The organism is Nocardia cyriacigeorgica (assembly GCF_010858045.1).
GTDB classification, from domain to species: Bacteria; Actinomycetota; Actinomycetes; order Mycobacteriales; family Mycobacteriaceae; genus Nocardia; species Nocardia cyriacigeorgica_E.
The window spans coordinates 16,268-31,353 of sequence record NZ_JAAGVC010000026.1 but is presented as its reverse complement, the minus strand read 5'-3'; the positions used below and the strand labels follow the sequence as shown (position 1 = coordinate 31,353).

Sequence of the window (15,086 nt, the reverse complement as noted above, 5' to 3'; positions counted from 1 at the left end):
CTGCGGTGGTACGTTCCCCGCCATGACGACATCGGGGGACTCTTCGAATCAGCCGGGCGCGCAAGGTGATCAGCCGCAGACGGCAGGCGATGCCGGGCAGCAGCACGTAGCGCCTTCGGATCCGACGATTCTGCGGCAGCCGAATTCGCCGGACCCGCAGCAGGATCCCACTCAACTGCGCTCCTTCGATCAGCCTCAGGGTGGGTTCGCACCCGCCGCACCGCCGCCCGCGCAGGGTTTCGGGCAGCCGGGTTTCCCGCCGTCGCAGCAGTCGGGGCCGGGTTATGCCTCGCCCGCCGCGGCGCAGCCCGGCGGCACCTCCGATCAAGGTTTCACCGCCGACCCGAGTTTCGCCCCGGGCCAGGGCTTCGCCGCCCCGGGACAGGGCTTCCCACCGCAGGATCAGAGCTTCGGACAGCAGGGCCAAGGTTTTGCGGCGCCAGGCCAGGGATTCGGGCCCCAGGGCCAGGGCCTCCCGCCACAGGGCCAGGGTTTCGCGCCACAGGGCCAGGGTTTCGCGCAGCAGGGGCATGGCTTTGCCCAGGGCCAGAGCTTCGCACCCGAAGGCCACGCCTCGGCACCCCAGGGCCACGGGTTCGCACCGCAAGGCCAGAACTTGGGCCAGGGCCAGGGTTTCGCGCCGCAGGGCCAGAACGTCCCCGCGGGGTTCGGGCCGGGCGGTCCCGGTTTCGCTCAGTCCGCCTCCGCTTACGCCTCGACCGGACCCGCCGCCCCCGCATCCTCGGGGCTCGCGGGCAAAGGCTGGTTGTGGGGGCTCGGGGGCATCGTCCTCGCCTCGGCGGTGTGGGGCGGCGCGGTGCTGGCATTCGGCGGCTTCGGTGGCAGCAGCGCCGCCGGTGTCCCGCCGGGCGTGCCCGACCTGCGCGGCTACACCTATTCCGCCGATTTCTGCGACCTCGCCGACACCGCACCATTCACCGAGGCCGGCTACACGGTCTCCACGAGGTCCTCCTCCGGCAAGAACGATTACCCGAACTTCGAAGGCTCCGAACACGCCGCACGCGACTCCATGTTCTGTGCGCAACGGTTCCTTCCGCAGGGTGTCGACGACGACGATTACGAAGACGCGTACATGTATTCCGGCGTCACGATCCACAAGAAGAGCGATCCGGGTCCGGAATTCACCGCGGGCTTCGACACCTGGGAGAACTCACGGTCGGATGACAGCGGCGACGGCCGCAAGGAGAAGATCTCGGGCCTGGGTGATGAGGCGTGGGTGGCCGTCGAGCCCAGCAAGGCCGGAGATCCCTCCCCCACGGTCACCATCCGCGTCCGTGACGGGTGGGTGATCGGATACTTCACCTGGTCGCAGTATGTGTCCACCTCATCCTCGTCGACGAGTAAAGCGAAGGTACTGCCGGAATCGGAGGTCATCGACAAACTCACCGACGCCGCGAAGTCCACGATGGCCGCGCTGCGCGACTGAACCGGGCGCGCGAGACCGGTTCCGAGCAGAGGTGAGGGGCCGGTCACCGGAGGCCATTTGCGACAATGGGCGCGATACTCGCCCAGCTCATGAAGGATGATCCCAGCTCCGATGGCCGAAACCACGATCGATCCGGACGCGCTCGCCACCTGTTTGCGGGTCCTGGAGCAGGCCGGACAGCTCGACAAGGATCATCCGGATTCGGTCGCGGTGCAGCGCGCTGTCGGGCATATGTTCAAAAAGCTCAAGCAGCGCAGGCGCGCCGAGGCCAGGCAGGCGGTCTCCTCCGCCGATCGCGCGGTGGTCGCCGCCACGGCGACCGGTTCGCCGCAGCGCATCGACGACGAGACCGCAGGCATCCCGATCAGCTCCAGCGCCACCGGTGCCACCGCGGGCACTCTGATCCGGCCGCGCCCGTGCTACATCTGCAAGGAGCGCTACACCAAGGTCGACGCGTTCTACCACCAGTTGTGCCCGGACTGCGCCGCCGAAAGCCACGCCCGTCGCGATGCCCGCACCGACCTCACCGGCCGGCGGGCGCTGCTCACCGGTGGACGCGCCAAGATCGGCATGTACATCGCGCTGCGACTGCTGCGCGACGGCGCGCACACCACCATCACCACCCGCTTCCCGAATGACGCGATCCGGCGTTTCGCCGCCCAGCCCGACAGCGCCGACTGGCTGCACCGGGTCCGCATCGTCGGCATCGATCTGCGTGATCCGGCGCAAGTGGTGGCGCTGGCCGACGACGTCGCCGCGCAGGGTCCGCTCGACATCCTGATCAACAACGCCGCGCAGACGGTGCGGCGCTCGGCCGGGGCCTACAGCGCACTGGTCGAGGCCGAATCCATGCCGCTGCCCGCCGGTGAACTGCCCGATGTGGTGACCTTCGGCAAGACGATGCAGGCCCACCCCAGCGCGCTGACGGCCTCGCTGACCCCGACGCTGTCGGCCGCGGATGTGGCCGAGCTGGCGCTGGTGGCGGGTTCGGCCACCCCCGAACGCATTTCCCGCGGGGTCGCCATCGATGCCGGTGGCCTGGTGCCCGACCTCGCGCACACCAACAGCTGGGTGCAAACCGTCGGCGAGGTCGATCCGACCGAGCTGCTCGAGGTGCAGCTGTGCAATTCGGTCGCGCCGTTCATCCTGGTCTCGCGACTGCGGCCGGCCATGGCGGCGGCGCAGGCGCGGCGCAAGTACATCGTCAACGTCTCGGCGATGGAGGGGCAGTTCAGCCGGGCCTACAAGGGTGCGGGACATCCGCACACGAATATGGCCAAGGCGGCGTTGAACATGTTGACCCGCACCAGTGCCCGGGAAATGTTCGAGACCGACTCGATTCTGATGACCGCCGTCGACACCGGCTGGATCACCGACGAACGGCCGCACTACACCAAGATGCGGCTGGCCGATGAGGGCTTCCGCGCGCCGCTGGATCTGGTGGACGGTGCCGCGCGGGTCTACGACCCGATCGTGCAGGGCGAGCAGGGCAACGACCTGTTCGGCTGCTTCCTGAAGGATTACCGGCCCTCCCCCTGGTGAACCCGCCACGCGCCACCGCGGCATCGGCCCGGTGGGGGTGCTCACGTCGGAATCCGTTCGTCTCGCCGGCCATTACGCTGGGTGCGGTGAGCGTGCACGAGCGGCTGGTCCGTGATTATCAGGATGGCATCGGGATCGACGATCGGTACGTGCCACCCGCACCGGACTTCGGTGCCACGCTGGCGGCGGCGCTGCCCGTGGCGGGGCTCGCCTCGGGCGCGATCGGCGCGGTCATCGGTGCGGCGAATCGGCTGCGGCGCGCTCGCGGACTCGATCCGGTGCACCATCGCATCGAACCGCGCCGGGTGGCGGCCGCCTTCGCCAGCGAGCGGCTGCTGCGCATCGACAATGCGCCGGTGGCGATGTTCGCCGATCTGTCGGGCTTCTTCCCGACCTTCGACGGCTGGGTCCGCACCCACGCCAACTATCCCCATCACCGCGCGCGTCTGCTCGCCGCGCTGCACCTGCCCGCCGACGCCCCGGTCGACCTCGCCGTCGCGCAGATCGCGATGAGCCGCGCCGCCGATATCGAGGACGCGGCCGCCGCCACCGGCGCCATCGCGGTGCGGGTGCGCACCGAACGGGAATGGGCGGCCACCCCGCAGGCGCGGGCCGCAGCGGCCGGCCCGCTGGTCGCCACGACCGCCCGCGCCGACGCGCGCGGCCTCGGCCTGCCCGACGGCGCGACGCCGTTCCAACCGCTGCGCGGCATCCGCGTCCTCGATATGACCAGGGTGATCGCCGGTCCGGTCGCCACTCGCACCCTCGCGCTACTCGGCGCCGACGTGCTGCGGATCGACCCGCCCGGACTGCCCGAGATTGCGTGGCAGTTCCGCGACACCTGCCAGGGCAAACGCACCACCGTGCTCGATCTGCGCCACGATCGCGCGCGAGTCGACGCCCTGCTCGACACCGCCGATGTGCTGGTGACCGGTTACCGGCCCGGTGCGCTCGAACACGCCGGGCTGACGATCCGGCCGGGCCTGGTGCACGCACGGGTCAGCGCCTGGGGCGAACTCGGTCCCTGGGGCGGGCGCCGCGGATTCGACAGCATCGTGCAGGCCGCGACCGGCATCGCCATCATCGAAGGCGCGCCGTCGGTGCCGAGCGCGCTGCCGGCCCAGGCACTCGATCACGCCTCGGGGTATCTGCTCGCCGCCGGGGTGATCGACGCGCTCGTCGCCCGCGCTGACGACGGCATCGGCCGCGATGTGCGGGTGTCGTTGGCGCGCACCGCGTCCTGGCTGCTCGCCGCGCCCGAACGCACGCCCCGGCACCCCGCGGCCACTGAACCGGATCCGCACTGCGCCCTCACTCACGGCAATGTCACCACCGCCATCCCCGCCCTCGCCGAGTATCCGGATTATCCGGCGCCCGCCCGCCGCTACGGATGCGACCGGCCGACCTGGTCGCATCCGGCGCCGCTGCGGCGGGTGTGAACGGGTCCGGGCGGGCACCGGCCCGGCCCCGCTCGATAGGCTCGAACCGTGCGGCAGAAGATCATCGTTGACGTCGATACCGGGGTGGACGATTCGCTGGCGCTGCTATATCTGCTGGCCAGTCCCGAGGCGGAGATCCTCGGCATCGTGTCCACCGCCGGCAATGTCGGCGCCGCACAGGTCGCGGTCAATAATCTGGCCTGGCTCGAGCTGTGCCGCGCGCCCGAGATCGAGGTCGCGCTCGGATCCGCCGAACCGCTGGTCATCGCCTTACGCACGACCGAGGACACGCACGGCCCGCAGGGTGTCGGCTATGCGGAGCTGCCGGCGCCGAGCCGGAAGGTCTCCGACCGCAATGCCCCCGATCTGTGGGTGGAATCGGCCCGCGAACATCCAGGGGAGATCATCGGGCTGTGCACGGGTCCGCTGACCAATCTGGCGCTGGCGCTGCGCCGTGAACCAGCGCTGCCGCGGCTGCTGCGCCGGCTGGTCGTGATGGGCGGCGCGTTCAACCATCCGGGCAACACCACGCCGACCAACGAGTGGAACATCCATGTCGATCCCGAGGCCGCCAAAGAGGTCTTCGACGCCTTCTCCGCCGCACCACCCGACCGGCGTCCGCTGATCTGCGCCCTCGATATCACCGAAACCATCGAGATGCGGCCCGAGCATCTGACGCGGCTGGCCGAACGCGCGGGAAGTATGCCCGCCGAACGGGTTTCACCCAGCGACCCGCCGGGTGCGCGCTCGGCCACCAGCAACCCGATCATCCGGCACCTGACCGACGCGGTGCGCTTCTACTTCGATTTCCACCACTCCTACGACCTCGGGTACCTGGCGCATATGCACGATCCGTTCGCCGCCGCCGTCGCGCTCGACCCGGCGCTGGCGCGCACCAGGCCCGCGACGGTCGACGTCGAGCTGACCGGCACCCTCACCCGCGCCACCACGGTGGCCGACTGGGCGGGCATGTGGGGGCGTGAACCCAACGCCGACATCGTCGTCGGCACCGATCCCGAGCTGTTCTTCGACCGGCTGATCAGCCGCGTCGGCGACTTCGCGGCCGCGGTGTACCCAGCGCGGACCGGTCTGATCCCCGCACATGCACAGGAGGCGCCATGACCGATGACACCGTCGGCTATCTCACCGAATTCCGCGGCAGGCTCGGGCTGCCCGGCATCGTCGACGTGCACACCCATTTCATGCCGGATCAGGTGATGCGCAAGGTGTGGGCCTATTTCGATGCGGTCGGCCCGCTCACCGGACGTGAATGGCCGATCGCCTACCGTGACGATCAGGCGGTGCGGTTGAAGACGTTGCGCGGCTTCGGTGTACGCGCGTTCACGGCGCTGGTCTATCCGCACAAGCCGCTGATGGCGGCGTGGCTCAACTCCTGGACCGCGGAGTTCGCCGCCGAGGTTCCCGACTGCCTGCATACCGCCACCTTCTACCCCGAGCCCGGCGCGGCCGACTATGTGACCACCGCGCTGGAGCAGGGGGCGCGGGTATTCAAGTCGCATATCCAGGTCGGCGCCTACTCGCCGCTCGATCCGTTGCTCGACCCGGTGTGGGGCGTGCTCGCCGAATCCGGCACCCCGATCGTCATCCACTGCGGTTCCGGCCCGGCGCCCGGCGAATTCACCGGTCCCGGGCCCATCGCGGAGTTGCTGCGCCGCCATCCCGCCCTGCGGCTGATCGTCGCGCACATGGGCATGCCCGAGTACGCCGAGTTCATGGATCTGGCCGACCGTTACCCCGGCGTCTGCCTCGATACCACCATGGCCTTCACCGACTTCACCGAGGAAGAGGCCCCGTTCCCCGCCGCCGACCGCCCCCGGTTGCGCGATCTCGGCGACCGCATCCTTTTCGGCAGCGATTTCCCGAACATTCCCTACCCGTACCACCAGGCGATCATCGCTCTGGAACGGCTCGAGCTGGGCGACGACTGGTTGCGGGCCGTCTGCCACGACAACGCGGTGCGGGTATTCGAGCTGCCGGACGTCGTGGCCGGCGGCAAGGACAGCGGCGCTGTCTAGCCCGTCGGCGATCAGCCTTCGTCGAAGGCGCGCAGCAGTTCCTCGGCGGCCAGGGCGGCGGTGAGGGCGCCTTCGCGGACCTGCTTTTCCACGTCGTCGCGGATCGCCTTCACCCGTGGGTTGTCGGCGAGGCGGCGCAACAGGTGGTCGTGCACCATGGTCCAGGTCCAGTCCACCTGCTGGCGGCGGCGCTTCTCGTCGAACTCACCGGCGTCGGTGAGCACCCGGCGGTGTTCGAGCACCGTGGACCAGAACTTCTCCAGTCCGATGCCCTCGAGCCCGCTCATGGTGAGTACGGGCGGGCGCCAGAGCGCGTCGTGCGGATGGATCAGCCGCATAGCGCCGGTCAGTTCCCTGGCGGCCTTCTTCGCCTCGATCTCGTGTTTGCCGTCGGCCTTGTTGACCGCGACCAGATCGGCCAGTTCGAGCACGCCCTTCTTGATGCCCTGCAACTGATCGCCGGTACGGGCCAGGGTGAGGAAGCAGAACACGTCGACCATGTTCGCGACCGTCACCTCGGACTGGCCGACGCCGACGGTCTCCACCAGGATCACGTCGTAGCCCGCGGCCTCGAGCAGCACGATCGTCTCGCGGGTGGCCTTGGCGACGCCGCCGAGCGTGCCCGCCGTCGGCGAAGGCCGGATGAAGGCCTCCTCCCGCACCGACAGCCGCGCCATCCTGGTCTTGTCGCCGAGGATGGAGCCGCCGGTCCGGGTCGAGGACGGGTCGACGGCCAGCACCGCGACCCGATGCCCCTGCTCGATCAGATACATGCCGAGCGTGTCGATGAAGGTCGATTTGCCGACGCCGGGCACACCGGTGATGCCGACCCGGTTCGAGGTCACCGCACCGGTCGACGGCGTCACACGCAACAGCAGCTGCTGCGCCAGTTCCCGATGATCGGCGCGGGTCGATTCGACCAGGGTGATCGCCCGCGCCAAGGCGGCCCGCTCGTTAGAGCGGACAGCCTGGGCTAGTGCATCGATATCGATGACGCGCGGATCACCCCCGCGTACGCGGGGACCACTGGTCTGAGCACGACCGCGGCCAGGCTGACCGCTCATTCGGCGCCGCCGCCCCCGATCTCGTGCCCGAGTTCGGCTGCCAGCTTCTTCAGCAGATCGATCGCGGCGTCAGCGATCACGGTGCCCGGCGGGAAGATCGCCGCCGCACCCGCGGCGTAGAGCTCCTCGAAGTCACCGGGCGGGATGACACCGCCGACGATGACCATGATGTCGGGGCGACCGACATCGGCCAGTGCCTGCCGCAGGGCCGGCACCAGCGTGAGGTGGCCCGCCGCCAGCGAGGACACACCGACAACGTGCACGTCGTTGTCGGCGGCCTGGCGCGCCACCTCTTCGGGGGTCTGGAACAACGGGCCCACGTCGACGTCGAAGCCGAGGTCGGCGAAGGCGGTGGCGATCACCTTCTGGCCGCGGTCGTGGCCGTCCTGGCCCATCTTGGCCACCAGGATGCGCGGACGCCTGCCCTCGGCCTCGGCGAACTCCTCAACCAGCGCACCGGCGGTGGTGATGTTGGTGACCTTGCCTGCCTCGTCGCGGTACACACCCGACAGGGTACGGATCTCGGCCTGATGGCGGCCGTACACCTTCTCCAGCGCATCGGAGATCTCACCGACGGTGGCTTTGGCGCGGGCGGCATTGATGGCCAGCGCCAGCAGGTTGTTCTCCATCCCTCCTTCGGAAGACGCTGCGGCGCGGGTCAATTCGTTCAGCGCCCGCTCCACCTCGGCGGAATCGCGTTCGGCACGCAGCTGCCGCAGCTTCTCGATCTGCTCGGCGCGCACCCGGGAGTTCTCGACCTTGAGGACCTCGACCTCGTGGTCTTCTTCCACCTGGTACTTGTTGACACCGATCACCGGCTGCTGGCCGGTATCGATGCGCGCCTGGGTGCGTGCGGCCGCCTCCTCGATGCGCAGCTTCGGTATCCCCTCCGAAATCGCCTGCGCCATACCGCCGTGCGCTTCCACCTCGGCGATGTGGGCGCGGGCGCGCTCGGCCAGCTGATGGGTCAGCCACTCCACGTAGTACGAACCACCCCACGGGTCGATCGGACGAGTGGTGTTGGACTCCTGCTGGATCAGCAGCTGGGTGTTGCGGGCGATGCGGGCGGAGAAGTCGGTGGGCAGCGCCAGGGCCTCGTCGAGGGCGTTTGTGTGCAGCGACTGGGTGTGGCCCTGGGTGGCGGCCATCGCCTCGATGCAGGTGCGCGCGACGTTGTTGTAGGCGTCCTGCGCGGTCAGCGACCAGCCCGAGGTCTGCGAATGAGTGCGCAGTGACAGCGATTTCGCGCTCTTCGGGTTGAACTTCGCCACCAGCTCGCTCCACAGCAGCCTGCCCGCGCGCAGCTTGGCGACCTCCATGAAGAAGTTCATGCCGATCGCCCAGAAGAACGACAGCCGCGGGGCGAACTTGTCGACCTCCATACCCGCGTCGATGCCCGCGCGGATGTACTCCACACCGTCGGCGAGGGTGTAGGCCAGCTCCAGATCGGCCGTCGCACCGGCCTCCTGGATGTGGTAGCCGGAGATGGAGATCGAATTGAACTTCGGCATCTTCGCGCTGGTGTAGGCGAAGATATCGGAGATGATCCGCATAGACGGCTTCGGCGGATAGATGTAGGTATTGCGGACCATGAACTCCTTCAGAATGTCGTTCTGAATGGTTCCGGCCAGCTGTTCGGGGGTGACACCCTGCTCTTCGGCGGCGACCACGTACAGCGCCAGGATCGGCAGCACCGCACCGTTCATCGTCATCGAGACGCTGACCTGGTCCAGCGGAATGTGATCGAAGAGCTGACGCATGTCGAGAATCGAGTCGATGGCCACACCCGCCATACCGACATCGCCCTGCACGCGCGGGTGATCGGAGTCGTAGCCGCGGTGGGTGGCCAGGTCGAAGGCCACCGACAGGCCCTTCTGACCGGCCTGGAGGTTGCGGCGGTAGAAGGCGTTGGAATCGGCCGCGGTGGAAAAACCCGCGTACTGGCGGATGGTCCACGGCTGGTTGACGTACATGGTCGGGTACGGCCCGCGCACGAACGGCGCGATACCGGGCACGCTGTCGAGCGGGAAGCCCGCCGCGGCAATCGCATCCCGATCGGCCTTGGTGAACACCGGCGGCACGTCGATGCCCTCGGGGGTGGCCCACACCAGCTGTTCGGGGGTGTAGTTGTTGGCCGCGGCGGCCGTGCGGACGAATAGCTCGACCTGCGCGGCGTCGACGGCGGCGGGCTCGGGCGCCCGCTCGGCGAGCGGTACGTCGGCGAAACTGCCGATCAGATGCTCGATACGCGATGTCATCAGGCTCCCACCTTCTCCAGCAGACCCGACAGCGCGGCGACGGCGTCGATGCGCGCGGTCAGGAATCCGTCCGGGCGCTGCGCGCCGTCCACTTCGGCGACGGCCTTGTCCGGGCCCGCCAGCAGCACTGTCTCGATACCGGCCGCCCGCAGCCGCTCGGTCGCCGGGCCCGCGTCGGTGCCGTACCGGGCGTCCGAACCACACAGCACCGCGATCGGGGCGCCGGATTCGGTGGCCGCGGCCTCGATCGCGTCGATATCGAGGGGGCCGGGGTTGATCGATGCGATCCCGCCGGAGGCCAGCAGGTTCGCGATGAAGGTGACCCGCACATTGTGTTCGGCCACCGTGCCCAGCGGCACCAGCAGCGCCGTCGGGCGCTTGCCGTGCGCGGCCAGGTACGCGTCGGAGCGATCACGCAGCGCCTCGAATGCCGCGCCGTAGCTCGTCGACTCGATCCGCCTGGCCGCCTCCGACAGCGGCTGCTCGGCCAGATTCGGGAACTCGTTGACGCCGGTGACCGCGGTCTTGCGATGGGCGATATCCGCGTCGCGGGTGGCCTTGGTGGCGGCGATGCGCTCGGCCAGCAGACCCGATTCCAGAGCCGCGAGGTAACCACCCGCGGCCTCGATCTCCTGCATGAACTCCCACGCCTTGGCGGCGAGCTCCGCCGTGAGATCCTCGACGTACCAGGAGCCGGCGCCCGGATCCTGGACATGGCCCAGATGTGATTCCTCGAGCAGCAGCAGCTGGGTATTGCGCGCCATCCGATCGGCGAAGGAACGTGAGACGCCCAGCTCCCCCGGCGGCAACGCGACGTCGAACGGCAGGACCGTCACCGTATCGGCACCACCCACACCGGCACCGAACGCGGCGAGGGTGGTGCGCAGCATGTTCACCCACGGATCGCGGCGGCTCATCATCGCCGCCGAGGTCACCGCGTGCTGCGGTGCGCCACCGGCATCCGGCGCGCCGCACACGTGCGCGACGCGGGCCCAGAGCGTGCGGGCGGCACGGAATTTCGCGATGGTGGCGAACTGGTCGTCGGTGGCGGCGAAGCGGAATTCCAGCTGGCCGAGCGCGGCGACCACATCGAGTTCACCGGTCAGTGCGCGCAGATATTCCAGACCTGCGGCGACCGCGGCCCCGAGCTCCTGGGCGTCGGCGGCACCGGCGTCGTGGAAGACGCGGCCGTCGACGGTGATAGCCCGCACGGTTTCCGTCCGGCCGTTCGCCTGCCCGGCCAGCGCCACGGCCTCGGCCAGGTCCAGATCATCGGTCCCGGCGAAGCGGCTGGTCAGCGGGGCGCAACCGAGGCCGACGCGGATATCGGCGCGGGCGGAAGTGTCGTAGCCGTCGAGCACGTCGAACACCTGCTGCGCGGCCTGGGTCGCCGCGGCACCGGCGTCCAGGGTCAGCGGGGCGAGCTCGAACAGCAGTCCCGACAGCGCCGCGGGCAGCTCGGCGACCGGCACGCCGCGCTCGCCGGCGCTGAGCCAGACGGCGCTGATGCCGTTCTCCAGGCGCGCCAGGATCTCCTGGTTGACGCTCGCACCATCGGTTCCGGTGAACCGATCGCCGACGAACCAGCCGCGGTGGACATCGCGGGTAGCGTCGCGGCCGCGCACGAACGGGAACTGCCCCGGCAACGGCTGCTCGGGCAGCTCGTCGCGACGGGTATAGAGCGGGGCGATGGTGAGGCCGTCATAGGTGGTGACCTCGAGCAGCTTCTCGGGTTCGTCCGGAAGCTCCGCGGCATCGACCCTGCGGGTCTTGGCCAGCACACCCGCTACGCCCTGACGCCAGGCGGCGTACTCGGGCACCGGCTCTGAAGCTATCGGCATACGCTGCTTTCCCTCTTCCATTCGAGTACGGGCGCACCACTCCTGCACGCCCGCACCTGTGCATCCGCCCAGCTCAGCGGACACTTTGGTTAACGAGTATTCGACTCGTTTCCTCCGATGCTAGCCCGACGCCAATACGCGCTCGAGCGAGGCCACCACTACCAACCGGTAACCTTGCCGGGTGACTCGACTGATTCGTGATCGACGCGTCGTCGCGCTGATCCTCGGGGTCGGCGCGCTTTTCGCCGTCGCGTTGCTGATCGAGCTGCCGAGTCCGGAGCAGATCCAGGACTGGGCCGAGGGCGTGGGCCCGATCTTCCCACTGCTGTTCCTCCTCGGATACGCGCTGGTCGCTGTCGCACCGGTGCCGCGGACGGTGCTCACTGTGAGCAGCGGGGTGCTGTTCGGCGCCGGCCTCGGCAGCGCGGTGGCGCTCACGGCCACGGCGGTCGCCGCCGCGCTGGCCCTGCTGCTGGTACGCGCCCTCGACCGGGATCGAGTAGCGTCCCGGCTGACCCATCCGTCGGTGCGCGCCATCGACGAGCGGCTCGAGCGCCGCGGCTGGCTGGCGGTCGGTTCGCTGCGCTTGATCGCGTTCGCCCCGTTCTCGGTGGTCAACTACTGCTGTGGCCTGTCCTCGATCCGGTTCTGGCCGTACCTGATCGCTACCGTCCTCGGGTCGCTGCCGGGCACGGTCGCCACGGTGGTGCTCGCGGATGCGCTGACCGGAGGCAGTCATCCGGCGATGGTCGTCATCTCCGGAATCTGCCTGGCGATCGGTGTGATCGGGTTGGTCCTCGATGCCCGGTGGACCCCCGCGCCGCGCGAGAACGCCGCCGAGCCGGTCCCCGTCACCGACTGACCGGCTGCTCGTGGTGTGCAGCTGACGCGGCACCGGCGATCAGTCGACGGTCAGTTCGATCGGCACCGCGATCACGTCGACCATGGCGCCGTTGCGCAACACGGTGACCGGCAGCTGCGACCCGATCGCCTCGGCGAAGAGCTGCCGCTGGATCCCTTGGGCGTCCCTGACCTCGGCGCGGGCGACACTGAGCACCAGATCGCCACGACGCAGGCCCGCGCGATCGGCGGGGCCGCCGCCGATGACTTCGACGATGCGGACGCCACCGTCCTGCCCGGTGCGTTCGGCGACGTCGTCGGGTAGCGGCGCCGGAACACCCACCAGTCCGAGATACGCGCGGCGGACCCGGCCCTCGGCGCGCAAGGTCCGCACGATCATGCGGGTGGTCGCGTTGATCGGGATCGCCAGGCCGAGGCCGATGCCGGCGACGGCGGTATTGATCCCGACCACCCGCCCGGCCGAATCGGCGAGCGCACCACCGGAATTGCCCGGATTCAGCGCCGCGTCGGTCTGGATGACGTCTTCGATGACCCGTCCGGCGCGGCGCGAGGACACCGGCACCGCCCGGCCGAGGGCGCTGACCACCCCGGCCGTCACCGAACCCGCCAACCCCAGCGGGCTGCCGACGGCGACCACCAACTGCCCGACGACGAGAGCGTCGGCGTCGCCGAGGGTGACGGCGCCGGGGGCCGCGCCCCGCGCGCGCAGCACCGCGAGATCGGACAGCGGATCGGTCCCGACCACGTCGTACCGGGTGTCGGCGCCATCGGCGAACACCAGCTCACCCCCGCGCGAGGACCCGACGACGTGCGCGTTGGTCAACAGATATCCGTCCCCGGACACCACCACCGCCGATCCGCTCCCCCGCCGCGCCCGAACACTGGCCACATGCGGTGTCACCGACGCCGCCACCGCGATCACCGTGCGCGAGTACGCATCCATCGCCGCATCGTCCACGTTGATCACCGCCTGCTTCGCACCCCGATATCTCCAGGATGCCGAGCTGTGTGGGCGCACGCAGCGTGTTCACCAGAAGCGCAATCGTCATGTCGGCGGGCACACTCGAATTGCCAGGACCGCGCTGTGCGCGGCGGAAAGCTCGCTCGGTCCCGTGTCTCGGCGCGCGGCCACTGAGCGGTTCCTCCGAGGCCGCGTCACACGGTCCGGCACCGCCGATCGACCCTCCCACCCGGCGCCCCACCCCCGCGTCTGCTGAGGTGGGCGCCGAACCTCGGCTCAGAGCCGGGCCAGATCGATGGCCTGCGCCATCGTGGCGTATCCGGCCGGGCTCGGATGCAGGTGATCGCCGCTGTCGAAGGCCGCAGCGATCGCGTCCGGATCGTCCGGGGCGACCACCGCGCGTTCGAAATCGATGACCGCGTCGAACTCGCCCGAGGACCGGATCCACGCGTTCACCGCATCGCGCACGGCTTCACCGCGTTCGCTGTAGTACGGCGCCCCCTTGTACGGAATCAGCGTCGCACCCACCACCCGCAGGCCGTCCGCGCGCGCCAGCGCGATCAGTTCGCGGTATCCGGCGATGAGCTGCTCGGCGCTGACCTCCGGGTTGGGGTACACCCACGGCTCGTCGAGTTCACTGGCGCCGATGTCGTTGATGCCCTCCAGCAGGATGACGGTGCTCGCCCCGTCCCGGTCGAGCACGTCGCGGCGGAACCGGGTCCTGGCGCTGTCGCCGGTGAATTCGGAGTCGGTGAGCACCCGGTTGCCGCTGATACCGGTGTTGAGCACCGCGCGGCCGGATCCGTCGGCGGCCAGCCGGGTGGCCAGCACGTCCGGGTAGCGGTTGTCGGCGTCGGCGGTGGCTTCTGCGCCGTCGGTGATCGAATCGCCGAAGGTCACCACCGCACCCTCGGCGGCCGTGCTGTTCACCTCGAGATCGGCGAGGTAGTACCAGGATCGGGTGGTTTCGGTGAACGCCGTGGCGGTCGGGTCGGCAGCGTGATCACCGCCGGCCCGATAGCTGGTGGCGTTGGCGGTCTGATGGAAGGTGGCCGGCCCGGTGGCCTCGGCCAGATAGATCGTCACCGTCACCGGCCGCAGCGCGGTGATGGCGAAATCGACCGCGTCGGTGGTCGATTCCGCGCCGACCGGAATCTCGGTGGACGCCACCCCGCCGAACAGCAGCGGACGCACGGTGTCGGCCCGGACCTGCGCACCCTGCCCCGGCTCGGCGATGGTCGCCGACGTGATGCGCAGCGGACGCTCACCGTAGAGATTGGAGAACTTGATCCGTACCTCGTCACCGCCGAGGGTCGGGCGGATCACCTGACGGACGGTGTGGTTGTCGAATCCGCCGGTGGACCAATTGGGTTCCCACAGATCGACCGCCGGCTGTTGCGCGCTCACCCAACTGTCGGACCAGGCCGCGGCTTCGGCATCCGCGTCGTCGGAGCAGCCGGCGAGTACCAGTGCCGCCGTGGCCAGCAGCGCGGCCACCACGGTGCCGCGCCGCCTGCCGATCGTGCTCGTCTGCGCGGTCGTGCGCCGCTTTCTCCACGCGATCATCTGCGTTCCCTCACTCGCGCGATCCGCTGTCCGCGAACCTGTCGCAGCAGAGCAACCTCGCGCGGGCCCGA

General features: G+C 69.6%; 11 protein-coding genes. 6 read left to right on the top strand and 5 right to left on the bottom strand.

What is annotated here, in order from left to right; all coding sequences use genetic code 11:
- The first annotated feature begins 22 nt into the window (after window positions 1–22).
- From GV790_RS20185 to GV790_RS20165, 5 genes are all read left to right on the top strand, one after another.
- Window positions 23–1,447 carry a hypothetical protein gene (locus tag GV790_RS20185; protein ID WP_163814870.1) on the top strand — a complete coding sequence of 475 codons (1,425 nt, stop codon included), beginning with the start codon at window positions 23–25 and terminating at the stop codon, window positions 1,445–1,447.
- Between the two features lie 111 nt (window positions 1,448–1,558).
- The gene (locus GV790_RS20180; RefSeq protein ID WP_163814869.1) at window positions 1,559–2,989 is read left to right on the top strand and encodes an SDR family oxidoreductase; all 1,431 of its coding nucleotides are present in this window, start codon (window positions 1,559–1,561) and stop codon (window positions 2,987–2,989) included.
- A gap of 86 nt (window positions 2,990–3,075) precedes the next feature.
- Window positions 3,076–4,428: a CoA transferase gene (locus GV790_RS20175; protein WP_163814868.1), complete on the top strand. Its 1,353-nt coding sequence runs from the start codon at window positions 3,076–3,078 to the stop codon at window positions 4,426–4,428.
- Window positions 4,429–4,476: 48 nt separating this feature from the next.
- Window positions 4,477–5,550, top strand: coding sequence for a nucleoside hydrolase (locus GV790_RS20170; RefSeq protein WP_163814867.1), 1,074 nt, complete (start codon window positions 4,477–4,479; stop codon window positions 5,548–5,550).
- Window positions 5,547–6,464, top strand: a complete 918-nt coding sequence (locus tag GV790_RS20165; protein WP_163814866.1) for an amidohydrolase family protein — start codon at window positions 5,547–5,549, stop codon at window positions 6,462–6,464. The genes GV790_RS20170 and GV790_RS20165 overlap by 4 nt, the downstream gene beginning before the upstream one ends.
- A gap of 11 nt (window positions 6,465–6,475) precedes the next feature.
- Here GV790_RS20165 and meaB read toward each other — a convergent pair whose 3' ends face one another.
- From meaB to GV790_RS20150, 3 genes are read right to left on the bottom strand one after another with little or no spacing between them, the layout of a single operon-like run.
- Window positions 6,476–7,528, bottom strand: coding sequence for a methylmalonyl Co-A mutase-associated GTPase MeaB (meaB, locus tag GV790_RS20160; RefSeq protein WP_375139409.1), 1,053 nt, complete (start codon window positions 7,526–7,528; stop codon window positions 6,476–6,478).
- Window positions 7,525–9,786: a methylmalonyl-CoA mutase gene (scpA, locus tag GV790_RS20155; RefSeq protein WP_163814865.1), complete on the bottom strand. Its 2,262-nt coding sequence runs from the start codon at window positions 9,784–9,786 to the stop codon at window positions 7,525–7,527. The genes meaB and scpA overlap by 4 nt, the downstream gene beginning before the upstream one ends.
- On the bottom strand, window positions 9,786–11,627 hold the full coding sequence (locus GV790_RS20150; protein WP_163814864.1) for a methylmalonyl-CoA mutase family protein: 1,842 nt from the start codon (window positions 11,625–11,627) through the stop codon (window positions 9,786–9,788). Before GV790_RS20150 ends, scpA begins: the two co-directional genes overlap by 1 nt.
- Before the next feature lie 181 nt (window positions 11,628–11,808).
- Between GV790_RS20150 and GV790_RS20145 the strand changes: the two genes are divergently transcribed.
- Window positions 11,809–12,489 carry a TVP38/TMEM64 family protein gene (locus GV790_RS20145; protein WP_163814863.1) on the top strand — a complete coding sequence of 227 codons (681 nt, stop codon included), beginning with the start codon at window positions 11,809–11,811 and terminating at the stop codon, window positions 12,487–12,489.
- 39 nt (window positions 12,490–12,528) lie between these two features.
- Here the strand turns inward: GV790_RS20145 and GV790_RS20140 are convergent, their stop codons facing one another.
- On the bottom strand, window positions 12,529–13,431 hold the full coding sequence (locus GV790_RS20140; protein ID WP_175585955.1) for a S1C family serine protease: 903 nt from the start codon (window positions 13,429–13,431) through the stop codon (window positions 12,529–12,531).
- Window positions 13,432–13,725: 294 nt separating this feature from the next.
- Entirely contained in the window at window positions 13,726–15,015 is a 1,290-nt protein-coding gene (locus GV790_RS20135) for an SGNH/GDSL hydrolase family protein (RefSeq protein ID WP_163814862.1), read from the bottom strand.
- Between the last annotated feature and the right edge of the window lie 71 nt (window positions 15,016–15,086).